The following is a 25375-nucleotide window of genomic DNA, read 5'->3' on the forward strand; positions in this document are numbered from 1 at the left end:
CTCCATATGGCAACGAACGAACCGCCCATCCTGCTCCCCGAACCGGTACGAAAGCTCCCTGAACCCGTGCGAAAGTCCCATTCGCACGCCCAACCGCGGGTGCGGTGCCGTGCTGAGCGTCGACGGTTCGCTCCGCGAGCTCCGCTCACGACAGGGTGGCGATCGTGTCGCGGCCGCCCTCGAGGAACTCCGGCCAGTCGCCGCCCTCGTCCTTGCTGCGCGGCTCGACCACGCCGTGCAGGTACTTGTTGAGGATCGCGAGGTCCTCCGGCGCGCGCCGGGACAGCGACCCGACGAGCGACGACGCGAGGGTGCGGGCGGTCAGCGCCTGCTGTCCGAAGAAGTTGCTGTGCAGGATCGCGTCCTCCAGCACCCCGATCTGCTCGGCGGTGGACAGCGCGGACTCCAGCTTCTCGTCGTCGCTGCCCGCCGCGGCCGCCGAGGCACGCAGGTCCGCGAAGCTGCGCAGCAGCACGTCGAGCAGCGTCGGCGGCACGTCCAGCTCGATCTGGTGGCGGCGCAGCAGTTCCTCGGTGCGGAAGCGGACGATCTCCGCCTCGCTCTTCTTGTTCGTCACCACCGGGATCCGCACGAAGTTGAAGCGCCGCTTCAGCGCCGATGACAGGTCGTTGACGCCCCGGTCGCGGCTGTTGGCGGTCGCGATGATCGAGAACCCGGGCTTGGCGAACACGATGTTGTCGCTGTTCCCGTCGCTGTTCCTGTCACCGCCCAGCTCCGGCACGGAGATGTACTTCTCCGACAGGATCGAGATCAGCGCGTCCTGCACGTCGCTGGTGGAGCGGGTCAGTTCCTCGAAGCGGCCGATGGAACCCTGCTCCATCGCGGTCATGATCGGCGACGGGATCATCGACTCCCGCGACTGTCCCTTCGCGATGACCATGGACACGTTCCACGAGTACTTGATGTGGTCCTCGGTGGTGCCCGCCGTGCCCTGCACGACGAGCGTCGAGTTGCGGGAGATCGCGGCGGACAGCAGCTCGGCCAGCCAGCTCTTGCCGGTGCCGGGGTCACCGATCAGCAGCAGACCGCGGTCCGAAGCGAGCGTGACGATGGCGCGCTCGACGAAACTCCGGTCCCCGAACCACTTCTGTGCGATCTCCCGGTCCAGGCCGTCGGCGCGCTCGGCGCCCAGGACGAACAGGCGGACCATCTTCGGGGACAGCCGCCAGGCGAACGGCTTGGGGTTGTCGTCGACCGACTCGAGCCAGTCCAGCTCGTCGGCGTACTTGAGTTCGGCGGGGGCGCGCAACAGGTCGGACATGTAGGACAGGCCTTTCTGGGGATCAGGAAGTAAGGAAAGTCTTGAGCTCGTGCACGAGCTTGCCGATGTGGCCGGAGATCACTGGTGTGCCGAGGTCCTTGAAACGCTCCCGGAACCACGGGTTGACGGCACCGCGGCCACCGCTGGTGACCGAGCCGACGGGGATGAACTTCGCGCCGGAGCGGTGGATCGCCGCCATGGACTCGAACAGCTGCTCGACCCGCGTCTCGTAGAAGTCCGAGATCCACACGACGACGGTGTTGCGCGGCTCGGCGATCTTCGGCTGTGTCAGCCCCATCGCGACCATGCCGTCGTTGCCGCCACCGAGGTTGGTGCGCAGCAACGTCTCGAACGGGTCGTGGACCCACGGCGTGAGGTCCAGGGCCTGGGTGTCGTAGGCGATCAGGTGCACGTCCACCTTCGGCAGCCCGGCGAAGATCGACGCGAGGATCGCGCAGTTGACCATCGAGTCCACCATGGACCCGGACTGGTCGACGACCGCGATCAGCCGCTGCGGGGTCGTCTTGCGCGCGGTCTGCTTGTAGTACAGGCGGTCGACGTACAGCCGCTCCTCGTCGGGACTCCAGTTGACGAGGTTCTTCCAGATCGTGCGGTCGAGGTCGAGGTTGCGGTAGACCCGTTTGGGCGGCACGCTCCGGTCCACCGCGCCGACCGACGCCTTCTCCACCTGGGTGCGCAGCACCTCGGCGACCTCGTCGACGAACCGGCGGATCAGCGACTTGGCGTTGGCCAGCGCCACCCCGGACAGGTTGTTCTTGTCCCGCAGCAACTGTTCGATCAGCGACATGCTCGGGGTGAGCTGCGCGGCCAGCGTGGGATCGGCGAGCACCTCACGCAGCTGCATGCGGTTGACGAGGTCGGCCTCGAGGTCGGCCAGCTCCGGGCCGATGCCCGGCATCAGCGTGCTGAGGTCCGGCATCGGCGCGCCGCCGCTCGTGCCCCGCCCGGACCGGCCCCGCAGATCCCCCGGCCGGCAGCCGAGTGCCCGCTCCAGCCAGCCAGCGTCCGCCTGCCACTGGGACAGCTGTCCCGCGGTGACGTTGCCGGCCCCGGTGGCGAAGACGTTCAGCAGCACCTTCGACACCAGTGCCGCGCGCCGCACCTCGGCGGCCCCGTCTCGCTCCGCAGTGCCGTCCCGCTCCGCGGTGCCGTCCCGCTCCACAGTGCCGTCCCGCTCCACAGTGCCGTCCCGCTCCACAGTGCCGTCCCGCTCCACAGTGCCGTCCCGCTCCGCAGTGCCGTCTCGCTGCGCAGTGCCGTCTCGCTGCGCGCTGGCCTCGGGCACCATCAGGCCGTCGAACTCGGCGGCCAGCTCGGGGTGGCGCTGGACGATCGCGTCGACGGACGCGTGCGGGTCCAGCAACGCGGGCGGCAGGCCGAGGTCGTCGACGACGGCGACGCTCGCCGACTCCAGGCTCGCCTGCTCCTCGTGGTCGAAGAGCCGCGCGAGGAGCCGCCAGTACAGGACCTGGCGGCGGTTGTCGTGGGTGCTCACTTGCGCAGCAACCTCCCCGCCCGCTCCCGCAGCACGGTCACCGCGTCGGTGGCGGCCTTCTCCGCCTTGACGCCGTTCTTGTCGGTCGTGCCACCCGCCCACGCTCCCGCGTGGACCGCGACCGCCTTCTTCTTGATCGTGGTCTCGACGGCGAGCGGCTGGACGGTGAACGTCCCGTCGTCCCAGCGGAGCAGTCCAATGCACGCACCGGACGCGGCGACCGCCTCCGGGGTGAGCGGTCCCGCCGAGGGGACGCGGTCGGTGTCGACCGGCAGCCGGTGCCCCGCGACCGTGAACGTGAGCGCGTCGCCGTCCTTGTCCACGGTGTAGCCCTCCAGGAAGACCGGCACGGCGATGCGCGCCGGATGCCGGTCCAGTGGCGCGGGCACCGGTGCGGTCGCGGTGGCCAGCGCGACGCGGGCCGTGGCGAACGCGTCGGCGGCCGCGCCGGGACGGGCGTGCTCGTCGTCCCAGACCAGGTCACCCTCCTCGGTGACCGGCATGCCGTCGAGGTCCATCGAGCGGCCGTCGCCGACGGCCGCGAGGAGCGACAGGTGCGGGCGAAGCAGCTGCCAGATCCCCGCGCCGAGCACGGTGTCCGGCTTCGGCACCGACACGCTGGCCCGCACGAGCCGTGGCGGGCCGCCGTCCGAGGGCTCGAACACCGCGTGCACCTGCGCCTGCGCGGCGGTCGCGTGCTCGTGCAGGTCCACGCCGAGCGGAAGGACGCGGCCGGTCGCCGTTCCCGCCGGGACCGCGCCGGCGGACAGCGTCAGCATCATCGCGCGCGACCACAGGTCACCCCAGCGGCGGGCGGGGACGCGGTCGAGCGCGGCACCAGGACAGGACGCGGCCAGCTCGGCGGCGAACCCGTCGAGGAGTGCGGCAAGCCGCCGCAGGGCCGGGTCCGGGAGCATCGCGGAGATCACCTGCCCGGCCCCGGAGACGAGGTCGTGGTCGATGCCCCGCCACCCGGCACGCGCCAGGTCGGACAGCCAGGAACGGGCCGCGGCGAGGACGTTCGGCGACCGCGCTTCCCTGGCAGCCGAGGCGATCCCGGCATCACCGGACCTGCCAGTGGCCTCCTCGACGCGGGCGGTCAGCGCGTCGTGGACGGAGCCGAGCAGCGCGGTGCGGGCGGCGGCGATGGCGACGAAGTGGTCCTCGCTCGCGGCGCCGGCCGCGACCTTCTCCACGGCTTCCGCGACACGGCCGGCCAGCGGTGTGGCCGCGACCGCGTCGGCGAGTTCGGTCAGGGCCGCGACCTGGGCCGGTTGCGGGCGCAGCAGCCCGGCGACGAGTGCCTGGTCCCCGGCGTCGACCGCCGCCATGGCCTCGTCGAGCCCCGGGATCGCCTCGTCGAGCAGGTCGGCCCGCATCACACCACCGCCCTGGTCGGCGGGAACCACTGCATCTCGGGCAGCGGCGCGGTGGTCGGCGGCAGCTCCAGATAGGCGAGGTGGCGCAGGAACTGGCTGAAGACCGTCGCGGCGGCGGCGCTGTCGCCCTGGGATGGCCGCGTGCTCATCATGTCCCGCGCGATCGCCTGCCCGGTCGGCTCGTCGGGCTCCACCTTCAGGTAGCGGGCGACCCGCTCACCGCCGTACTGCAGCACCGCCTCGTTGACCATGGCCAGGATGTGGTTGCAGAACATGCCCCGCGCACCGCCACAGGGCCGGTTGTTGTTGGTGCTGCAGGCGAACGTGTGGCTGCCCGCCTCGACCGAGGAGACATAGACCCGCCCGATGTCCGAGCCGCTCGACACCACGCCCTGCAGGCGGCCGTCGGCGAGCTCGACGAACGGAACCTTCGCGAGCTTGCGCGGCCGAGCGGGTGGCAACACCCGCGCCGTGCTGGACCTCTCCCAATCGGGCCCTCTACCGTCGGACACGCACCATCTCCCTTGCGCCGCATGGACTTCGTGCCCCTGCGTGGAGCACGAGAAGAACCTATCGGCGACCACCGACAATTTCGGGCGATCCCGGGAAGTACCTGATCAACAGCGTCGGAAGGGCCTCAGCGGGCCGCCTCCTCCAGCTCCGTCAGCGCCCGTTCGACCTCGGTCAGCTCGGCATCGGTCCCGGCCGCCTCGACGTCGCGCAGCAACAGCACGTACCGCTCGGCGAGGTCCGCCTGGCGACGGGCGGCGCGCGCGTTGCGCGGCGCCTCCGGGTGCAGGACGGTGTCGGCGAGCCGGTTGAGCCGCGTGCCGACCTCCGCCACCCTGGTCCGCGTCGCGGCCGCCCGCGTCCGCCGCCTGCCCGCGAGCCAGCCGGCCGCGCGCAGCAGCATGAACAGCGCGACCGTGCCCGCGAGGATGCCGACGAGCGCGAGGACCACCTGCCACGCCTGCGGCGCGTCCGGGGTGGGCGGCGGGGGCACGACCACGCCCCGGCGCGGCACCCCGTTCGGGCTGTCCCGCATCGTGTAGTGGTCGAAGGTGTAGACGTACTCCTCGACCTCGGCGAACTTGTCGGTGTCGGTGACCCGGAAGTGGGTGCCGAGGTTGACGCCGCCGACCACGCCGGTCACGTAGTCCTCCGGGTCGACCGGGTTGTCGTCGTTGGCGAACTCCGGGCCGACGCAGTACTCGGCGTCGTACTCGTCGTCGTCGTCGAACGCGTACAGGATCACCACCGACGTGGCGACCAGGTCGGCGATCTCCGCGCACCGCTCCGCCCGCGGGTCGGTCCGGTAGGTGGGGTCGTCCAGCAACGGCCGGGCCAGCAGCACCAGCACGATCGCCCGGTCACCGATCAGCTGGCGGGACCGCTGCGCGTCGACGATCCCCGGCCCGCCCGGCTCCTCGTACACCGACGTGGTGCGCAGGCCCTCGACCACCTTCCGCGCCTGGGCCGACACCGGGGTGGGCGGCTCGGACACGACGAACACGAGCACGCCGACCACCGCGCCCAGCGCCAGGGCCGCGTACAGCCAGCGCGGGAGGCCCAGCCACTTCTTCGCCCCGGCGCTCATCGGGCCTTCTTCCAGACCGCTTTCGGTGCGGACTCCGCACCCGGCTTCTTCTTCCGTTTCTTCTTGTGCGGCTTGGGTTCCGCCCGATCCTCGGGAGCCGGCTCGGTCAGCAGCGCGAGCCCTTCCTCCGCGACCCGGCGGACCTCCGCCATCGCCACCGAGGTGTGCGCCTGGTCGTAGAGCAGCCGGGCGGTGGCGTGCCGCTCGACCACGGTCGGATCGGCCGGGTCGCCGCTCTCCTCGGCCGACAGCACCCGGGCACCGAGGTCGCCGATCACCGCCATCGCCGACGCCGTCTCGGTCCGCAGCTCCAGCTCCGCGTCGGCCGCCCGCCGGCGGTGGCGGAGCACCCCGGCGCCACCGATCACGACCGCCGAACCGACGAGCACCCACGGGGCGAGCGCGGAGACCGCGCGCTGGACGTCGAACGGCACGGACCTCGGCTGGGGCGGCGGCTGCGGGAAGCCCCACGAGGTCTCGGCGAGCAGCAGGTCCAGCCGTTTGACGGTGTCCCGCAGCAGGGAGTGGCCGCTGCCGCCGGACAACAGCGAAAGGTCGGCGTCCCCGTAGGCGAACGCCCGGGCGGCGAGCGCCTTGTCCTGGTCCGGGGCGACGATGTCGAGCCACTGGCCGTGCAGCACCAGCACCACGTCGTCGGGGAACGCCGAGCCGAGCGGGGTGGCGTAGTCGACCACCGGCTGCCCCGGCTCGAGGAACGGGAACGCGGCGACGCGGATGCCGAGGTCGTTCTCGCTCCGCGAGATCTCCACGACCCAGTCCTCGATGAGCTCGGTCCGGCCGGGCGCGTTGTAGACCGGGTGCTCCCGCAGCGCGGCGACCAGCTCAGCGACCCGGTCCGGTGCCGCGGGCACGGGCGCCGGGTGGGTGATCTCGACGTCCTCGGCGGCCTCCGGCGGCAGCCCTCTCCCGAGCCGGGCGAACACGATCAGGCGCTCGGTGATGTCCTGGTTCGCGGTCGTGGTGCGCAGCTCGTCGAAGTCGGCCGGGAGCCGGTGCTTGCGGACCGACAGCGCGGCGTACATCGTGACGTCCAGGCCGGTGACGACCACGACCGGCACCTCCCGGTCGAGCGCCCAAGCCTGGATCGGGCGTGTGACGATCTCGCCGTACTGGTTGTCGTCGCCCTTCCTCGGGTACAGGTCGTAGTCCACCTCGGGCAGCAGGACGAGGCGGACGGCCCCGCCCAGCTCCTCGCGCACGCGTGCCTCGTCGAACCGGGCGATGGTCCCCGGCGCGCGGATGACCTGTTCCCCGTCGGCCAGCGCGGCGAGGATCGGCTCCGGGTCGACGGGCCCGGCGGGCTGTGCGGCCGCGGGCGCGGCGGCCATCCCGAGGACCACGAGCAGGAAGACGAGGGTCACGCGCACGCGCGCAGCATTCCAAACCGGACAGCGGTGGTGGGACACCTCCCGCCGATATGCCCCAGAACGTGATCTTTCTCCCGTCCGAGGGGCCGGTGGTGCAGGATGGTCCCCGTGACGCTTCGACGACTCGTGGCGGTGTTCCTGCTCAGCGGCCTCGCGGTCGTGGCCACCGCGACACCGGCGGTCGCGCACGCCGAGCTGATCGGCAGCGACCCGGCGCAGGGCGCGGCCCTGGCGACGCCACCCCAGCAGGTCCGGCTGACCTTCAACGAGCCCGTCACGCTCGGCGCCACCCCGGTGGCGGTCACCGGGCCCGGTGGCGCGGCGTGGACCGTCGGCGCCCCCGTGGCGGACGGGGCCGTGGTGACCGCGCCGGTGCGGGCGAGCGGGCCGGCCGGGACCTACTCCGTGATCTACGAGATGGTCTCCAAGGACGGTGACACCGTCCGGGGCGCCGTCACGTTCACACTCACCGCCGCCGTGGCGCCACCACCCACCACGACAACCACGACGACAACCACGACGACGACCACCACGACCGCGCCGCCCACCATCGAGGCCGCGCCGCCCACGACGCCGGTGGCACCCGCCGCGGACGGGTCCACGGACGACGGCGGGATGCCGGGGTGGGTGTGGGTGCTCGGCGCGGTCGTCGTGCTCGCCGTCGGTGCCGTCGTGGTGCTACGGCTGGTGCGGAACAAGAAAGCCTGAGTCCAGCACGCAGTGCGTGCCGCGGTAGATCGTCGGCAGGCACTTGTTGCAATGGGTGCACAGCGAGCGGGTGTCCGGTGTGGACCGGAGCCTGCGTGGCAGGTCCGGTTCGCGCAGCAGAGCGCGGGCCATGGCCACGAACGCGAACCCTTCGGTCACCGCGGCCGCCATGGTCTCGCGGCGGGTGATGCCGCCGAGCAGGATCAGCGGCAGCCGCAGCTCCGCGAGGAACCGGCGGGCCTCCGGCAGGAGGTACGCCTCGCGGAACGGGTACTGGCGGAGGAAGGCCCGTCCGCCGAGCCGCAGGCCCCACCGCAGTGGCGGTGGGAACGCCGCGGCGAACTCGCGGACCGGTGCGTCGCCGGTGAACAGGTACATGGGGTTCAGCAGTGAGCTGCCCGCGGTCAGCTCGAGCGCGTCGACGGTGCCGTCGCGTTCGAGCCACGCGGCGACCAGCAGGCTCTCCTCGAGCCCCAGTCCGTCACGCACGCCGTCGCTCATGTTGAGTTTGGCGGTGATCGCCACGCGGTCGCCGACCGCGTCCCGCACCGCGCGGGTGACGTCGAGCGCGAGCCGGGCGCGGTTCGCGAGGCTGCCGCCGTGGCGGTCGCCGCGCTCGTTGAGCCGGGGGCTGAGGAACGCGCTCACCAGATAGTTGTGTCCACAGTGGACCTCGACGGCGTCGAACCCGGACTCGACGGCGAGCCGGGCGGCGTCCGCGTGCGCGGTGACGATCCGCTCGAGGTCCGCCTCGGTCGCGGCCTTCGTCATCCGGAAACCCAACGGGGAGAACGCCTTCCCCGGCGCGATCGCCGGCGACCGGTTCGGCGCCGCGTTCGCGACCGGGCCCGCGTGCCCGATCTGGGCGGCGACCGCGGCGCCCTCGGCGTGGACGGCGTCCGTCAGCCGCCGCAGGCCGGGCACGGCCTCGGGACGCAGCCAGATCTGCCGCCGGTGGGTGCGTCCCTCCGGGCTGACGGCGAGGTACGCGACGGTCGTCATCCCCACGCCACCGGCCGCGTGCCGCCGGTGGAAGTCGATCAGCTCGGGAGTGACCAGGGCGTGCGGGGTCCGCCCTTCGAACGTGGCCGCCTTGACGATCCGGTTGGGCAGCGTGACCGGACCGAGCCGTGCCGGGGCGAACACCTCGGCGGTCACGCGTCGAGTCCCGCCATGACGAAGGTGCGCAGCGTGCCGGGTGGCGCCGGCTCGCCGGGCGCGTCGGCGAGCGGGTCACCGAAGTGCTGGAGCACGAGCGCGAACGCCAGTGCCCACCGGCGCGCCGCCTCCCGTTCGGTCAGGTCCTGGCGCGTCGCGCGCAGCAGCCGCGCCCACGGTTCGAGCCCGAACCACCGCGCGGTGAACGCCGCTGGCAGACCTCGCCGCCGCCCCAGCACGAACCGGGCGAGCAGGTGCAGCCGCAGCCTGCCGAGCGGGTCGGCGGCGAGCTCGACCAGCGGCGTGATCACCACGTCCACCAGGTCGGCAACCGACGGGGGCACACCGTCTTCCGCGCGGGCGGAGAGGTCGGCGAGCGCGTCCTGCCACAACGGACCGAGCCGGTCCTCCAGCAGCGCCGCGACCAGCGCGTCCTTCGAGCCGAAGTGGTAGTGCACGGCGGCGGGGTTCATCCCGGCCGCCACGTTCACCGACCGCAGCGACAACCGCTCGTAGCCGGACTCCAGCAGCGCCCGCTCCGCGGCCGCGAGCAACCGCTCCCGGGCCGTCCCGGCCTCCGCTGTGGTCGACGGTGTTTTCGGCACCACCCCAGCACAACACACCGGCCGCACCGATTCAAGCACTGATTGAATCAGTGCTTGAACGACGGTCACGTAAGCTGGCCGGAACTTTGCCGAGGACGGGAGCCGAGCGGGTGCGCACAGGGGCGAGGACGGGCCGGTCCCGGCTCCTGCTCGTCGTGCTGCTGGCGGTGCTCGGCCTGGGCGCCGCCGTGGCGCCCGCCGCCGCCAACGGCTACCCGGCACCGCGACAGCCGGTGCTCACCGGCACCGTGAAGACCGCGCCGTCCATCCAGGACGAGCTGCGCGACTGGCTGCGGCTCTCGGGAGCGGCACGTCACACGCACGCCACGGCGCCGCCGGACACCTGGTCGGCCGTGTGCCCGCAGAACCCGGGCGAGCACGGCTCACGCGGACGACTGTCCGCACGTGAGTCCGGCGCCGCCGGGATGGCGGGCCCGACCACGACGTCGCGGTCGAGCCGGGCACCTCCGCGCGCGTGACCTGAGTCCCCGCACCCGCCGCGCGCCCCATGGCGCGCGCCGTTGACCCGTAACCACTTCCACCGTGCCGGGCACAGCCTCGACCGCGCGTCCTTCCGCGACCGCGGCGCCGACAGCTGCCCTGGCACGGCCATGACCTCCCGAGGATCGAGACATGTCTGTTGTCGTGCTGGTGCTGTTCTTCTCCGTGATCGCCGCCGTGATCGGCGCGCTCGCCGCGATGGTCGTGAAGGACAAGCCGCTGTACGGCGTGTACGCGCTGTGTGTCCTGATGGGCCCCGGCACCATCCTGGGCTTCACGTACCTGGTGGTGTCCGGCGGCTGACCCCGTGCGGCGGCAGGGCCCTTCGCCTCTTGTCCGGACTGGCGCGGGGCACTGATACTCGACACAATTCTGGTCGGGTCGCAATGGGGTTGGGGAATGTTCGCAGCGGACGGCGGCCTCGTGCCGCGCGCGCCCGGTCTTCCGGACGGTCTTCACGTGTGCGTGACCGGCGGCCGGTACCACGGCCAGCACGGTGAGGTCGTCGCGCGCGCCCCCGACCTGCGCCCCGGCTCGGCCTGGGTGGCGATGGCCGGCTCGGGCACCCATCTCGTGCCCGCGTACCGCCTCGCGCCCTGCGACGACTGCCTGCCGGCCGACTGACCGGCACCGGCACTCCCCCGCGTTCCATTCGGGTGACAACGGTGGTCTAGACCTTGCTATTTCTGTGGTCTAGACCACATTGTTCAGGTGGGCTTCGACCACACCCCTGCTACCCGACCGGAGGAGTCCGATGTCATCCAGACCGAGGCGTTTCGGCGCTCTGCTGTTCGCCATCACCGTCGCGTTGACCGGCCTGAGCGCGGGCCCCGCGCAGGCCGCGACCAACCCCACCGCCACGTTCGCCAAGGTCTCCGACTGGGGCACCGGGTTCACCGGCCAGGTCGTGGTCAAGGCGGGCACGAGCGCACTGTCCGGCTGGACCGTGGAGTTCGACCTGCCTGCCGGCACCAGCATCGGGTCCGCGTGGGAAGCGGACATGACCCGCACCGGCGACCACTACCGGTTCGTCAACCGGCACTACAACGGCAGCGTGCCGGCGGGCGCCACGACCGCGTTCGGCTTCAACGGCGCAGGTCCCGGCGCACCGCTCAACTGCACGGTGAACGACAGCCCCTGCGACGGCTCCTCAGGCCAGCCCGACACGGTGGCGCCTTCCGTGCCCGGCGGCCTCACCGCGGGCGACCCCACCAGCACCTCGGTCCCGCTGAGCTGGAGCGCGGCGAGCGACAACGTCGGCGTCACCGCGTACGAGGTCCTCGTCAACGGCCAGACCACCCCGTCGGGCACCACCCCGTCGACCTCGTTCACCGTCGGCGGCCTGCAGCCCGACACCGCCTACACCTTCCGCGTGCGCGCACGCGACGCGGCAGGCAACGTCTCCGCGCTCAGCGCGTCCGTCTCCGCGACCACCGACGAACAGGGCGGTCCCGGCCCCGGCGGGAAACGCAAGGTCGGCTACTTCACCCAGTGGGGCGTCTACGACCGCGCCTACTACGTGAAGAACCTCGACACGTCCGGCTCCGCCGCGAAGCTGACGCACATCAACTACGCGTTCGGCAACATCGACTCCTCCGGCCGCTGCTTCCAGGTCAACCAGCTCGGCCAGGGCGACGCGTGGGCCGACTACCAGCGCCGGCTCACCGCGGACCTGACCGTGAACGGCCAGGCCGACGTCTACAACCAGCCCCTCGCGGGCAACCTCAACCAGCTCAAGCAGCTCAAGGCGAAGTACCCGCACCTGAAGGTCAACCTCTCCCTCGGCGGGTGGACCTGGTCGAAGTACTTCTCCAACGCCGCGCAGACCGCCGCGTCCCGGCAGGCGCACGTGTCGTCCTGCCTCGACATGTGGATCAAGGGCAACCTGCCGCAGCTCGGCGGTGAGCCGCAGGGCGGTCCTGGTTCGGCGGCCGGCGTGTTCGACGGCATCGACCTCGACTGGGAGTGGCCGGGCAGCGAAGGCAACACCGGCAACGTGATCCGGCCCGAGGACAAGCAGAACTTCACGCTGCTCCTGGCGGAGTGGCGCCGCCAGCTCGACGCGTACGGCACCACGACCGGCAAGCACTACGAGCTGACCGCGTTCCTGCCCGCCGACCCGGACAAGGTGACCGCGGGCTTCGAGGTGAACCGGATCTTCGACCACCTCGACTTCGGCACGGTGCAGGGCTACGACCTGCACGGCGGCTGGGAGCCCGTCACCAACAACCAGTCCGCGATCCGGCTGCCTGCCGGTGACCCCGGCCCCAAGCCGTACAGCATCGAGATCGCGGTCAACGCGTGGCGGAACGGTGGCGCACCGGCAGGCAAGCTCGTGCTCGGCATCCCGTTCTACAGCCGCGGCTGGACGGGTGTGGGCAGCGCGAACAACGGCCTGCACCAGACCGCGTCCGGTCCAGCGCCGGGCCGGTACGAGGCGGGGATCAACGACTACAAGCTGATCAAACCGTTGCTCGGCAGCGGGTACACCCTCCACCGGGACGCGCAGTCCGGGCACGCGTGGCTGTTCAACGGCAGCACGTTCTGGACCTACGACGACCCGGTGGAGATCGCCCGCAAGACGGCCTGGATCAACGCCAACGGCCTGGGCGGCGCCATGATCTGGTCGATGGACGGCGACACGGCGAACGGTGAGCTGATGACCGCCGTGCACCAGGGCATCGGCTGAGACCGGACAGATGACAGACCGCCCCCGCACCGTGGGCTGTGCGGGGGCGGTCTCCGTCTTCGGGTCAGATGTTGACGCCGCGGGAACGCAGCCACGGCAGCGGGTCGATCTTGCTGCCGTCCTGGTGCACCTCGAAGTGCAGGTGCGGGCCGGTCGACTGGCCGCGGTTGCCGATCGTCGCGATCTGCTCGCCCGCGGCGACCTGCTGCCCGACGTTCACCAGTGACTCGTTGATGTGGCCGTACACCGTGACGACACCGCCGGCGTGCTGGACGCGCACCCACAGCCCGAAACCGCTCGCCGGACCGGAGTCGATCACCTCGCCCGCCATGGCGGAGTAGATCGGCGTGCCGATGCTGTTGGCGATGTCGATGCCGTAGTGGATGGTGCCCCAGCGGGCGCCGTAGGTGGAGGTCAGCCTGCCCTGCGCGGGCAGCGCGACACCACCGGTCGCGTCGATCACGTTGCTCTGCGACGCGAGCCCGGCCCTGCGGTTCGCCAGCTGCTCGACCTCGGCCTTGGCCGCGTCCTGCGCGGCGACCGCCCCGTTGTACGCCTTCTCGGCGGTCACCTTCGCGGTGTTCGCGGCGTCGCGCTGCCGCGTCACGTCGGTGAGCGCGGACTGCGCCGCGCGGTCGGCCTCGGACTTGGCCGCGACAGCCGCCTGTGTGGCGGACAGGACGTCGTTGTTCTTGCCCGCGAGCATGGTGATCATCGACGCGCGGTCCAGCAGGTCCGACGGGTCGCGCGCACCGACGTAGGCACGCACGGAGAAGGGGTCGCTGCCGTGGCGGTAGCTCGCCGAGGCGAACTTGTCGAACTCGACCCGCTGGTCACGCTCACGTGTGGTGGCGGCGTCGGCCTCCGCGCGGGTCGTCGTCACCTTGTCCTGCGCCTTCGCCACGGCCGCGTTCAGCTGGTTGAGCTTCGTCTCCGCGGCCGTGAACTGCTGGAACTTGTCGGCCAGCTGCTTCTGCGCGGCCGTGAGCTCGGCGTCGGCCGCGGCGATCTGCTCCTCGACGGACTCGGGCTGCGCGGCCACCGCGGACGGACCCGTCAGCACGGTGGCGGCGGTCAACAGGGCGACCAGCGTCGTGAACATGGCTCGCGTCAGTACTCGACGCGGACCCATAGGCACTCCAGGGGTACAGGGCCGCGCGGTGCGGGGGAACACCGTGCGCACCCGGGGGCGGGGGCGCCGCCACTATGCCCGCAGCTTCCCGCGGGGAGCCAGGCATGTTGAGATGAATCACAACATTCCGGTAACGGAGACGACACGTAATGCATCCGGCCGTTGACAAGTTCAGGGCGCGGCGCCCGGCAGGTCCAGGGAGAACGTCGCTCCCCCGCCCTCCGGCGAGGTCAGCCGGACGGTGCCGCCGTGGGCCTCGGCGATGGCGTGCACGATCGCGAGCCCCAGACCCGCGCCGGCGCGATGACCTGCCGCGCCGCCGGTCGAGCCGCGGGCGAAGCGGCCGAAGATCGTCTCGCGGTCGGGCTCCGGCACGCCGGCGCCGTGGTCGGTGATCCAGAACGTCACCTGGCCGTCGTGGCAGGACGAGCCGACCTGGATCTCGTCGCCCGCCGTCGTGTGCTGGACCGCGTTCTGCGCCAGCTGCACGACTGCTTGTGTGACACGTTGCGGGTCGAGCCGGGCCGTGCACTCGCCGATCGACGCCAGGCGCCAGTCGCGGTCGCCCAGCGCACGGCACTTCGCGTACAGGTCGCCGGTCAGTTCCGCCACCTCGACCGGCTCCGGCCGCACGAAGTCCGGGCGTTCCGCCTTCGCGAGCATCAGCAGGTCCGCCACGATCCGGCCCATGCGGTCCAGCTCGTCGGTGCACAGCCGCACCACCGCGGCCCGCTCCGCGGGGTCGTCGCCCATCAGCTCCAGATGGCCGCGCACGATCGTGATCGGGGTGCGCAGCTCGTGGCTCGCGTCGTCGACGAACCGGCGCTGCGTGCCGAACGCCTGCTCCAGCCGGTCCAGCATCGAGTTGAACTGCGACGCGAGCGCGGCGATGTCGTCGCGGCCCGCGATCGGGATGCGCTGGGTGAGGTCGCGTTCGGTGATCTCCGCCGCGGCCCGTCGCACGAGCCGCACCGGCGCGAGGATCCGGCCCGCGACGAGCCACGCGACGAGCGCCGCGACCACGAGACCCGCGGCACTGACCACCACGAGCGTCTGGATGGTGTCGTCGATCTCGGCCCGGTCGCGGTCCACGAGGTAGCCGACGACGAACGCGCCCCGGTCCCCCACCGGCCCGGTCACCTCGACCTTGATCCACCGCAGCTCGCCGGCGTCGGTGTCGGCCGCACCGCTCGGCGCGTCCGACGCGAGGATCGGGTCGAGCACGTCGGGCCTGGTGGCGAGCCGGAACGGCTCGCTGCGGTCCTGTGCGAGGACCTCGCCGGGCGCCACCCAGCCGACGATCACCTCGTCGTCGTCCGGGTGCTGGCGCTGGAGGTGGTTGAACAGCAGCTCACGGACGTCGCGGAACGGCTGCTGCGTCGCCCGGTCCACCCCGCCCCGCGCGACGCGGCTCAGCTCGCCCGCCTCCTGCTCGAGTGCCGACGTCACGTCCGCGTCGATCCGCTGCATCAGGAACGTCCTGGTCACGAGTGTCACCGTGACCAGGACGATCGCCATGAGCAGCAGCATCCAGCCCATGATGCGGACCCGTGCGGGCACGACCCGGCGGGCCCGCACGGCATCCGTCACCAAAAGGTCACCTCATCCGAATGTCACCACCAGCCGCGGCGGGTTGTCAGAGCCCTTCTCCCGGCTGTTGAAGCCCTGCTCGTGACCGCCGCCGTTCTCCGCGGCGTCCCTGATGAGGAAGCCGTGGTTCGTGCCCGCGTACATCGCGGACACCTGCTGCGCCACCGACCACTGGCGCCACCCCGACCCGGACGCGACGGTCGCCGCCGGGCCCCCGGTGCCCGGCTGGTTGTTCCAGCGCACGTTGCCCTCGGTCCAGGCCGAGGTGACCTGGAGCGCCTGCAGCGTCCGTCCGGATTTGTCGGACGAAGCGTACATTTCCAGCTTCGCGGCTGTGACCGTGCATCCCGCCGGGACCTGCGGCAACGCGAACCGGACGAGCACCCGCGCGTTGTTGCCGGACTTGCTGTCGAGCTTCACCACGCTGTCCTGCCCGTAGTTGCTCGACGCGGAACTCTGGAGCACCCACGAGTCCGCGTTCGCCCCGACCGTGACCGTGCCACCGGCCGCGCACCCACCCGTGACGGTCCACGTGTGCACCGCGGGTGTCGGGTCGGTGTTGCCCGCCGCGTCGGTGGCGGCCACCCGGAACTCGTGCGCACCGAGCGCGAGCCCGGTCCGCGTCGCCGGGGACGTGCACGGGGTGAACGCGGCCCCGTCGAGCGAGCAGGTGAACGCGCTGCCCGGCTCGGACGACGAGAACGTGAACGCCGCCGAGGTCGCGGTCGTCGACCCGGTGGGAGCCGTGTCGATCACCGTCTGTGGTGGTTCGGTGTCACCGCCCCCACCGCTCGCGGGACCGATGGTCAGCACCAGCCGCGGCGGGTTGTCCGGCGCCTTCTCCCTGCCGTGCATGGACTGCTCGGCGCCACCACCGCTCTCGGCCGCGTCCCGGACCAGGAACCCGTGGTTTCCGCTCGCGTACATGGCGTTGACCTGCGCGGCCACCGACCACTGCCGCCAGCCGGAGCCCGACGCCGTGGTCGCCGCGGCACCGCCGGTGGCGGGCTGGTTCGACCACGTGACCCCGTTCTCCGTCCACGGCGCGGTCACCCGCAGCGCCTGCAGCGTCCGCCCGCTCGCCGAAGAGCCCGCGTACAACCGCAGCTGCGCGTCGGTCACCACGCACCCTTCCGGGAGGGACGGCAGCTCGAAGCGGACCAGCGCGCGGGCGTTGTCACCCTGCTTGCTCGCCACCTTGAGCACCGAGTCCGCGCCGTGGTTGCTGGTCACCGCGCTCGACAGCACCCAGCTGTCCCGGCCGGAGCCGAGCGTCACCGGTGCGGTCGGGCAGGTCGGCGGCGGTTCCGTGGCACCGGCGGCCCACGTGTGGACCTCGGGTGTCGGGTCGGCGTTGCCCGCCGCGTCGGTCGCGAGGATGCGGAACTCGTGGTTCCCCGCGGCCAGCCCGGTCAGCTCGACCGGCGAGGCGCACGCCGCGAACGGCGCCCCGTCGAGCGAACAGGTGAACGTCGCACCGGTCTCGCTCGCCAGGAACGAGAACGACGCGGTCGTGCCCTGTGCCGTCGCCGCCACCAGCGTGGTCTGCGGCGGTGTCGTGTCCGGCGGTGGGATGACCGTCCACTGGTACTGCACTGTTTCACCAACAGCGCCGAGTGCGGTGGCGCGCACCGCGAAGTGGTGCATGCCGACGGCGAACCCGGTCAGCGACACCGGCGAGGTGCACGGGGTGAACGCCGCCCCGTCGACCGAGCACGCGAACACCGACGCGGGTTCCGACGACGTGAACGAGAACGTCGCCGCCGGGTCCGACGTGGACGACGCGGGGGTGGCCGTGAGCGTCACGACCGGCGCGTCGACCACCGTCCAGCTCCGCGACACCGCCGCGCCCGTGTTCCCGGCGAGGTCGGTCGCCCGCACCTGAAGGGTGTGCGCACCCGGTTCGACCGACTCCTCGTGCGGCGACTCGCACGGCTCGAACGCGGCGCCGTCGAGAGCGCACTCGAACGTCGCGTACGGGTCGTTCGCCGAGAAGGTGAACGTCGCCAGGGTCGCCGCGGTCTGGGCGGGCGGACCGGTCAGCACGGTCGTGGCCGGTGCCACCGTGTCACCGGTGAACGTCCACGTGTGCCGGACCGGAGTCGGGTCGATGTTGTCCTCCATGTCGACCGCGCGGACGTCCACGAAGTGCGACCCCACCGACAGCGGCGTCGGGAAGTCCGGGTTCGGGTACGGCCACGGGCTGGTGCACTCGGCGAAGTCCGCTTCCTCGTTGGAGTCGATGCGGCACTCGAAGATCAGCCCGTCCGGTGCGGTCACGTCGTCCGTGCCGGTGAAGGAGAACGTCGAGTCCGCGCTCGGCGACGCCGGTGTCGTGGTGAACGCGGTGTTCGGCGGCACGGTGTCGATGCCGGGCTCGACCGTCCACTCGTACTCGGCCAGCTCGTCCGGCCCCGACGTCAGCCCGTCGAGGTCGACGGCCCGCACCCGCAGGCTGTGCTCACCGATCGCGAGACCGGTGTACTCGACCGGCGACGTGCACGTCACGTACGGCGCGAGGTCGAGCGAGCACTCGAACCGGGTGACCGGCTCGTTGGCGGTGAACGTGAACTCGGCGCGGCGGCTCGTGGTGATCTCGTCCGGTGCGGACGTGACCGTCACGACCGGCGGACCGGTCCGCGTCCAGGTGAACACCGCGGGCGTCGGGTCGACGTTGCCGTCCGGGTCCACGGCCCGCACCTGGAAGGTGTGCGTGCCGAACTGGACCTCCTCCAGCACGACCGGCGAGGTGCACGCGGTGAACGGCGCCCCGTCGAGCGAGCACTGGAACGTGGTGTCCGGCTCGTTCGACCCGAACTGGATCACCGCCTCCTCGAGCGGTGTCTGGGCGGGCGGACCCGAGGTGACCGACGTGTCCGGCGGGATGCCGACCGGCGGCAGCACCACGTTCCACGTGTGGGTCGCCGGGGACGGGTCCTCCTTGCCGGCGAGGTCCACCGCACGCACCTGGAAGGTGTGCGTGCCCGGCGCGAGACCGCTGTAGGTCTGCGGGTTCTCGCAGTCGGCGAACGGCGCGCCGTCGAGGCTGCACTGGAAGTCCAGCTCGTACAGCGGGGTGTTGTCGTCGGTGCCGGTGAAGGTGAAGCTGGCCGTGGTGCTGCCGCTCGGGTTCGGCGGCTGGCTCACCAGCGCCGTATCGGGCGGGTTGACCTCGGGTGCCATCGGCGGGCTGCCGTCGCAGACCACGTTGTGGCACTGCTCCAGCTCGACGTTGCCGGTGGCGCGGTTGCCGCCGCCGTCGGTGTTGCCGATCTCGGCGTAGATGCCCCACCCTTCGTTGTTGTTGGCGACGTTGGCGGTGACGGTGTGGCCGGCCTTGTTGACCGACATGCCGTCGCCGCCGTTGACGTTGACGGTGTTCTGCAGGAACCGGTTGCCGGTCGCGGCTGAGGCGTCGGCCTCGACCGCGATGCCCTCGGAGTTGTTCTGCGACACCACGTTCGCGGAGACCGTGTTGTCGAACGACCCGTCCCCGATGGCGATGCCCGCACTGTCGTTGCCGGACGTGTTGTTGCCCTCGATGGTGTTGCCCGACGACATGTAGGTCTCGATGCCGTCCTTGTTGGCCCGCAGGTCGTTGGACTGCACCTGGTTGCCGTCCGCGTTGTCGAGCCCGACACCGGGACCGTTCATGCCGCTGGCCTCGTTGCCGAGCACCTGGTTCCCGCTCGACGCCAGCACCTCGATGCCGACCTCGCTCTCCGACAGCGCGTTGCCCTCGACCCGGTTACCGGAAGACCCGGCCTGCAACGAGATCGCCTGCTTCGAGGTGCCAGAAATCGTGTTGCCGGTGACGACGTTGTTGCCAGCGCCGTTCAGGAAGATCGCCATGCCGCTGGTGGTGGCGATCGTGTTGCGCTCCAACCGGTTACCCGAAACACCCAGCAGCTCGACCGCGTTCTCCGCGGTGGACCCGACGGTGTTGTCGATGACCATCGCACCGGCCGTGCCGTCGGCGAGCCGGATGCCGTACGCGTTGCCCGACACCATGTTCGACCGCACGGTGGAGCCGGTCGAACCGTTGTCCGCGTCGGACAGCAGCACCCCCGCCTCCTGGTTGAGCTGTGCGGTGACACCGGACACGATGCCGCGCGCGGTGCCCGCGTTGAGCGCGACGCCGGTGTCGAACTGCTGCACCGTCCCGTTGGTGATGGTCACCGAGTCGAACCCGTCGTTGCGGATGCCGGTGCCCTGCCCGATGCCGTCGATGGTGACGCCGCCGAGGTCGAGCGTGATCGCGTTCGCGCCGATGACCAACCCGTCGGCCGGGCAGTCGAGGAGGTCCTCGGTGACCCGGACGCTCTGGGTGATCACCTGTCCACAGTTGACGGTCATCGGGACCGGCGCCGAGCCGACGGTCCACGCGTACAGCGCGGGGCTCGCGTCGGCGTTGCCCGCCGCGTCGACCGCACGGACCGCGAACGTGTGCGGCCCGACGGACAGGCCCGGGTACGTGTGCGGTGTGGTGCAGGCGGTGAACGGTCCACTGTCGAGCGAACACTGGAACGTCGTGCCGGTCTCGTCGGCCGCGAACACGAACTCGGCCTCCGTCGACACCGTTCTCGGGTCCGGTCCGGACGCGATGACCGTGTCCGGCGCGGTCTCGTCGACCGGCGGCGGGATCACCGTCCACGTGTGCACCGCCGGCGACGGGTCGGCGTTGCCCGCCAGGTCGATGGCCCGCACCTCGAACGTGTGGGCGCCCAGCCCGACCGGGTAGGACACCCCGGACGCGCACGTGGTGAACGGTCCGCCGTCGAGCCTGCACTCGTACACGAGGTACGGGCCCGGGGTGGCGTTGTCCGTGCCGCGGAAGGCGAACACCGCGGATGTCTCACTGCTCGGATCGGTCGGCGCCGCCGAGATCGTCGTGCGTGGCGGCGACGAGTCCGGTCCCGGCGGCGCCGCGACGACGTTCCACGTGAACGTGGCCGGGGTCGGGTCCGCGTTGTCGAACGGGTCGACCGCCCGCACCTGGAAGGTGTGCGACCCCGTGGTGAGGAACGGGTACGAGGCCGGGGTGTGGCACTCGACCCAGTTCTCCGGCTCGGCGGGCGGCGCCGGGTCCGGTGGCGGGTCGAGCCTGCACTCGTACCGCAGCGCGGTCGCGGGTGCGATGTTGTCGGTGCCGGTGAACGTGAACCGCGCGGTCGCCATGTTGCTGGACGGGTTCGCGGGCATGGTCAGGAGCTGCGTGTCCGGCGGCACCAGGTCTGCGCCCGGGGTGACGACCGGGGTGCCGAACGCGCACACCACGCCCTCGCACTGCGGTGGTTCGGCGTTGCCGTTCGCGGTGTTGCCGCCGCCGTCGACCGTGCCGACCACCCCGGTGCCGGTGGCCTGGATGCCCCACGCGAGGTTGTTGTTGGCGGCGTTGCCGGTGAGGGTGTGGCCCTCGCCGGTCACGGAGATGCCGTCGGCCTGGTTGCCGTGGGTCGTGTTGCCGGACAACAGGTTGCCGACCGGGTTGTTCAGGATGTCGAGCCCGTCGACCTCGATCGAGATGCCGGACCCTGAGCCCTGGTTGACCGTGTTGTCCCGGATGGTGTTGCCCAGCGAGTCACCGAGGACGTGGATGCCGTCGCCACCGGAGTAGCTCGCGTCGTTGTCCTCGACGACCAGGTCGGTCACGCCGTCCAGCTCGACGCCGCCCGGGTTGAACCGGACGTCGTTGCCCGCGACGAGCCCGCCGTGCGCGTCACCGATCCCGATGCCGGCGTCGGACACCTGGTGCGCGGTGTTGTTCACGACCTCCAGGAAGTCGGCGCCGTGCGCGACCACACCGCCGTCGCCGGTGGCCGTGAAGGTGTTGTCCCGCACCACGTTGCGGTGCGAGCCCTCCTCGATCACCAGGCCGCCGTCGCCGGTGTCGGCGATGGTGTTGCCGCGGATCTCGTTGTCCGGCGAGGCGAGCAGCAGGAACCCGCCGTCGCTGTTGATCGCCGGGTCGGCGGTGATGCCGGTGACCGTGTTGGTCAGGATCCGGTGCCCGCTGGCCTCCTGCGCCCAGATCGCCACGCCCAGGTTGCCCTGGAAGTGGTTGTTCTCGATCAGCGAGTGCTCCGAGCCCTGGTAGAGCGTCAACCCGGCCTCGTTGTCGACGAACTGGTTGCCGCGGATGACGTTGCCGTTGCGCCCGTTGTCCGCGTTCACCAGCTCGACACCGGCGGTCGCGTTCCGCGAGATCACCAGGTTCTCCAGCGAGCCGAACCGGCTGCCCGCCATCAGGTGCACGCCGAACATGAAGCTCTTCACCGTGCCGCCTGTGATGTGCACGTTGCTGAAGCCCGGGTTGCGGACCCCCGCCGGGCCACCGATCTCCGGCAGCTCGATCGGCGAGCCGGGCTCGCCCTCGAAGTAGCCGGGGCCGTCGATGGTGTGCCCGTCCAGGTCGACGGTGACGTTCGGCGCGCCGATCACCAGGCCGTCGACCGGGCAGTCGGTCAGGTCGTTCGTGAGCCGGATGCTGGTCGTGATCACCTGACCGCAGGTGACCGCGGTCGGCACCGGCGCGGGCGGGGCCGGCGGGACTGGCTCACCCGGGCCGTCGAAACGCAGCACCAGCTGCGGCAGGGTGGCCGGCTGCGTCGGGTCCTGCTCCATGTGCCGGGACGCGAACGACGACTCGGCGCCGGTCTCGTCCTCCTCGGTCACGTCGCGGATCTGGAAGCCGTACGGGACACCCGCGGCGATCGCGGCCGTCACGTCCCACTGGCGAAGGCCCGCGCCGGACTGGGTGGTCGCGACCGACGCGCCCACCGCGGGCTGGTTCTGCCACGTCACCTGGTTCTCCTGCCAGGGTTCGGTGAGCGGCAGCACCTGCAGTGTCCGGCCCGTGTCACCGTCGCCGGTGAGCCGCAGCCGCGCCGAGGCCAGCTCGCAGTTGGCCGGGATGTCGGCCGGGACCGGGAAGTTCAGGAGCGTTCTGGCGTCCTGGCCCGGTGCCGAGGACCGCACCACGAGCTCCTCGGCCGCGCCGAAGTTCTCCTGCGTGAGGCTCTCGTCCACATACGAGTCCGTGTTGGCGGTCAGGATCACGTTGGCGTCGGTGCAGTTCGTCGGCGACGACACCGTCCACGTGTACGAGGCGACCGGCGAGATGTTGTCGCCCTCGTCGATCGCGCGCACCTCGAACGTGTGCGTGCCGGTCGTGAGGTCCGAGACGCTGTGCGGGCTCGCGCACTCCACCCACGCCAGCTCGTCGGTCGAGTCGAGACGGCACTCGACCTCCAGCAGCACGGCCGGGGTGAGGTCGTCGGTGGCGGCGAACCCGAACACCGCGGTCCGCCCGCTGGACGGGTTCGGCGGGGTCAGCGTGAACGTCACCGTCGGTGGCGTCGTGTCCACCCCGGCGGTGAACTCGTGCACGGCCGGGGTCGGGTCCACGTTGCCCTTGCGGTCGATCGCCCGCACCTCGAGCCAGTTCTGGCCGGGCTCGATGTCCATGGCCTGGTACGGGTTCGGGCAGCCGAGGAACGCCAGCTCGGGGTCCGGTGGCTCGGTCGGGTCGGGCGGGTCCGGTGGGTCGGCCGGGTCGAAGTTGATGATCCGGCACTCGTACAGCAGCTCGGACGCCACCGTGAGGTTGTCCGTGCCCGCGAACGTGAACGTCGCCATCTCGCCCACCGCGGCGGGCGGGTCGCCGATCGAGGTGTCCGGCGGGATGGTGTCGGCCGGGCCGAACGGACCGGTGTGCTCGTAGGCACCCATGTCGCAGGTCCCGTTCTGGGGCCGGGAGATCCCGCGCTGGTCGGCCGTCGGGCACGGCGACACGCCGCCGTCGACCGCGAAGCTGTCGTCCTGCAGTGCCTGCGTCATCGTGGCGCCACCGTTGTCGGCCACCGCGTCGATGCGCGGTGCGCCCACCCCGGTGCGGTCCCGGGGACCGCGGAAGTAGCACGAGTCGCCACTGTCCAGGTTGCCGCCCTCGGAGCCGACGGCGAAGTTGCACTCGGGGCTCAGCAGGTTGCCCGCCACGATCGTGTTCCGCAGGAGCACGCCCTGGCTGGGCTCCGGCGGGATCGGCGGCACGCTCACCTCGGTGCCGACACCGGACGCCATCGGCGAGCTGTTCCCGGAGATGGTGGAGCTGGCCACGCGCACGGGTGCGTCCGCGTCGACGTAGAAGCCGCCGCCGCGGGTCTGTGCGAAGTTGCCGGTGATCGTCACGTTCTCGTAGTTCGCGGTGGAGTCGCCGAGGCTGTAGACCCCGCCGCCGAGACCCGCCTCCTCGACCGCCCCGCCGACGAGGGCCCGGTTGTCCCAGAACGTCGACGACAGGATCGTGCTCGTCCCGTCGGCGAGGTTCGCGAACCCGCCGCCGTTCTGCGCGGTGTTGCCGTGGACCGCGGCGTCGACGAGTGTGAAGTCGCCGCTGCCCTCGCTCTCGATCGCGCCACCGTCGCCGCCGGACGCGACGTTCGCGGTGAACGTGACACCGTCGAGCGTCACGGTGCCGCCCTCGTTGACGAGACCGCCGCCGCCGAGCCCGGCCGTGTTGCCGTCGAAGTCGGTGCCCTCGACGGTGACCGGGCCGCCGTTCTCGACCGCGTACCCGCCGCCGTGCGCGACGGCCTCGTTGCCGGTGACCTCGCCCTCGGTCATGGTGACCGAGCCGGTGCCGGAGGTGTACAGGCCCGCGCCGCTCCCCTCGCCCGCGACCGGGTCACCGGTGGTGTTGCCGGAGATCGACGTGTTGGTGAACCTGGTGTTCCGCTCGGTCGCCGTGTAGGCGCCCGCGCCGTTGCCGGTGCCGGTGTTGGCGGTCAGCTCGCCACGCGTGATCGCGAGGCTCGCCTGCCCGGTGACCGCGAGGCCCGCGCCGTCGTCGGAGCTGTTCTCCGCGACCGTGGTGTCGGTGAGCGCGAGCGCGTTCTCACCGGTGACGGACAGGCCACCACCCATGAGCTCGGCGCTGTTGCCCGACACGGTGGCACCGGTCAGCACCACGCTGCCCGGCAGCCCGACCTCGCTCGGCTCGCCGGCGTGGTGGACCCCGCCTCCCTCGCGGGCGGAGTTGTCGCTGATCAGCGAGGGTGCCGCGGATGTGCCGGTGATGGTCAGCGCGCCGGCCCGCACGGAGATGCCGCCGCCCTCGCCGGTGGTCGCGTTGCCGGAGACGGTCACGCCGACCAGGTCGAGGCGGCCGTGGAGGCTCGAGATGCCGCCGCCGAACGCGCCCGCGGTGCTGTCGAGGACCTTCGCGTTCTCCAGCCGGACCGTGCCGAGCGAACCGTTCAGCAGGGCCCCGCCCTGCTCGGCGTCCTCGCCCTCGCGCAGCGTGAGACCGCGGAGCGTCACCGCGCCGGCCGTCTCGGTCAGCTCCACGAGCCGGTCGAGCCCGTTCGCGTCGACCGTCGCGCCGGTGCCGTTGACGGTCAGCGGCCGGGTGATGTCGAGGTCGCCGCTCTCCGCGCCGTTCGCGCCGGACGGCGGGATGGTGATGGCGTAGTTCGCGGCGGGCACGAGGACCGTGTCCGCCGCCGTGCTGCTGTTGGCCTCCTGCACCGCCGCGCGCAGCGAGCACAGGCCCGCCGCGGTGGCGCAGACGCCGTTGCCGATGTTGGCGTCGGGCTGGTCGGCCGTCGTGCTCACCGTGAAGGTCGTCGAGGCACGTGCCTCGGTCATGGTGAGCAGCGGTGCGGCCAGCACCAACGCGATCGCGGCCACGAACAGCCGCCGTCGCCACCGTGGGGGCATCCCGGCCCACGTTCCGGACAGAGTCCCGGTCATGGTGCCCAAGCTTCGGTGCCGCCGGTCACCGCGAGCTAAGCCGAAGATGAGGGTTTCCTTATCCGCGTCGCGGATGA

Annotated in this window: 16 protein-coding genes; 5 read left to right on the plus strand and 11 right to left on the minus strand. The window is 71.7% G+C overall.

What is annotated here, in order from left to right; all coding sequences use genetic code 11:
* Nucleotides 1-145: 145 nt before the first annotated feature.
* From FHR82_RS06630 to FHR82_RS06655, 6 genes are all read right to left on the minus strand, one after another.
* Nucleotides 146-1282, minus strand: a complete 1137-nt coding sequence (locus tag FHR82_RS06630; protein WP_184809416.1) for an ATP-binding protein — start codon at nt 1280-1282, stop codon at nt 146-148.
* A 22-nt stretch (nt 1283-1304) separates the two neighbouring features.
* Entirely contained in the window at nt 1305-2798 is a 1494-nt protein-coding gene (locus FHR82_RS06635) for a VWA domain-containing protein (protein WP_184809417.1), read from the minus strand.
* Nucleotides 2795-4177, minus strand: coding sequence for a serine/threonine-protein kinase (locus FHR82_RS06640; RefSeq protein ID WP_221463532.1), 1383 nt, complete (start codon nt 4175-4177; stop codon nt 2795-2797). The genes FHR82_RS06635 and FHR82_RS06640 overlap by 4 nt, the downstream gene beginning before the upstream one ends.
* Entirely contained in the window at nt 4177-4689 is a 513-nt protein-coding gene (locus tag FHR82_RS06645; protein WP_311770924.1) for a hypothetical protein, read from the minus strand. Before FHR82_RS06645 ends, FHR82_RS06640 begins: the two co-directional genes overlap by 1 nt.
* A gap of 125 nt (nt 4690-4814) precedes the next feature.
* Nucleotides 4815-5774: a hypothetical protein gene (locus tag FHR82_RS06650; RefSeq protein WP_184809419.1), complete on the minus strand. Its 960-nt coding sequence runs from the start codon at nt 5772-5774 to the stop codon at nt 4815-4817.
* The gene (locus tag FHR82_RS06655; protein ID WP_184809420.1) at nt 5771-7162 is read right to left on the minus strand and encodes a hypothetical protein; all 1392 of its coding nucleotides are present in this window, start codon (nt 7160-7162) and stop codon (nt 5771-5773) included. Before FHR82_RS06655 ends, FHR82_RS06650 begins: the two co-directional genes overlap by 4 nt.
* Before the next feature lie 108 nt (nt 7163-7270).
* On the opposite strand from FHR82_RS06655, the gene FHR82_RS06660 reads away from it, so the two are divergent.
* Nucleotides 7271-7870: a copper resistance CopC family protein gene (locus tag FHR82_RS06660; protein ID WP_311770925.1), complete on the plus strand. Its 600-nt coding sequence runs from the start codon at nt 7271-7273 to the stop codon at nt 7868-7870.
* Here the strand turns inward: FHR82_RS06660 and FHR82_RS06665 are convergent.
* Nucleotides 7841-9028: an NADH:flavin oxidoreductase gene (locus tag FHR82_RS06665; protein WP_184809422.1), complete on the minus strand. Its 1188-nt coding sequence runs from the start codon at nt 9026-9028 to the stop codon at nt 7841-7843. The genes FHR82_RS06660 and FHR82_RS06665 overlap by 30 nt on opposite strands.
* Nucleotides 9025-9633, minus strand: coding sequence for a TetR/AcrR family transcriptional regulator (locus FHR82_RS06670; protein ID WP_184809423.1), 609 nt, complete (start codon nt 9631-9633; stop codon nt 9025-9027). The genes FHR82_RS06665 and FHR82_RS06670 overlap by 4 nt, the downstream gene beginning before the upstream one ends.
* A gap of 110 nt (nt 9634-9743) precedes the next feature.
* Between FHR82_RS06670 and FHR82_RS06675 the strand changes: the two genes are divergently transcribed.
* The 4 genes from FHR82_RS06675 to FHR82_RS06690 all read left to right on the plus strand — a co-directional run bounded on the left by FHR82_RS06675 (nt 9744) and on the right by FHR82_RS06690 (nt 12823).
* Complete coding sequence (locus tag FHR82_RS06675) at nt 9744-10112, plus strand: hypothetical protein (RefSeq protein ID WP_184809424.1); 369 nt, start codon at nt 9744-9746, stop codon at nt 10110-10112.
* Between the two features lie 154 nt (nt 10113-10266).
* The gene (locus tag FHR82_RS06680; protein WP_184809425.1) at nt 10267-10437 is read left to right on the plus strand and encodes a hypothetical protein; all 171 of its coding nucleotides are present in this window, start codon (nt 10267-10269) and stop codon (nt 10435-10437) included.
* A 96-nt stretch (nt 10438-10533) separates the two neighbouring features.
* Nucleotides 10534-10758, plus strand: a complete 225-nt coding sequence (locus tag FHR82_RS06685; protein WP_184809426.1) for a hypothetical protein — start codon at nt 10534-10536, stop codon at nt 10756-10758.
* 130 nt (nt 10759-10888) lie between these two features.
* Nucleotides 10889-12823: a glycoside hydrolase family 18 chitinase gene (locus tag FHR82_RS06690; protein WP_184809427.1), complete on the plus strand. Its 1935-nt coding sequence runs from the start codon at nt 10889-10891 to the stop codon at nt 12821-12823.
* Nucleotides 12824-12887: 64 nt separating this feature from the next.
* Here FHR82_RS06690 and FHR82_RS45710 read toward each other — a convergent pair whose 3' ends face one another.
* The 3 genes from FHR82_RS45710 to FHR82_RS06705 all read right to left on the minus strand — a co-directional run bounded on the left by FHR82_RS45710 (nt 12888) and on the right by FHR82_RS06705 (nt 25298).
* Nucleotides 12888-13925 carry a M23 family metallopeptidase gene (locus tag FHR82_RS45710; RefSeq protein WP_184809428.1) on the minus strand — a complete coding sequence of 346 codons (1038 nt, stop codon included), beginning with the start codon at nt 13923-13925 and terminating at the stop codon, nt 12888-12890.
* A 201-nt stretch (nt 13926-14126) separates the two neighbouring features.
* Nucleotides 14127-15545 (minus strand): sensor histidine kinase, encoded by a 1419-nt coding sequence (locus tag FHR82_RS06700; protein WP_311770926.1) that lies wholly within the window; start codon nt 15543-15545, stop codon nt 14127-14129.
* 12 nt (nt 15546-15557) lie between these two features.
* Nucleotides 15558-25298, minus strand: coding sequence for a CBM96 family carbohydrate-binding protein (locus tag FHR82_RS06705; protein WP_184809429.1), 9741 nt, complete (start codon nt 25296-25298; stop codon nt 15558-15560).
* Nucleotides 25299-25375 lie beyond the last annotated feature (77 nt).

Origin of the sequence: Actinophytocola algeriensis (genome assembly GCF_014203735.1) — a bacterium.
Classification (GTDB): domain Bacteria; phylum Actinomycetota; class Actinomycetes; order Mycobacteriales; family Pseudonocardiaceae; genus Actinophytocola; species Actinophytocola algeriensis.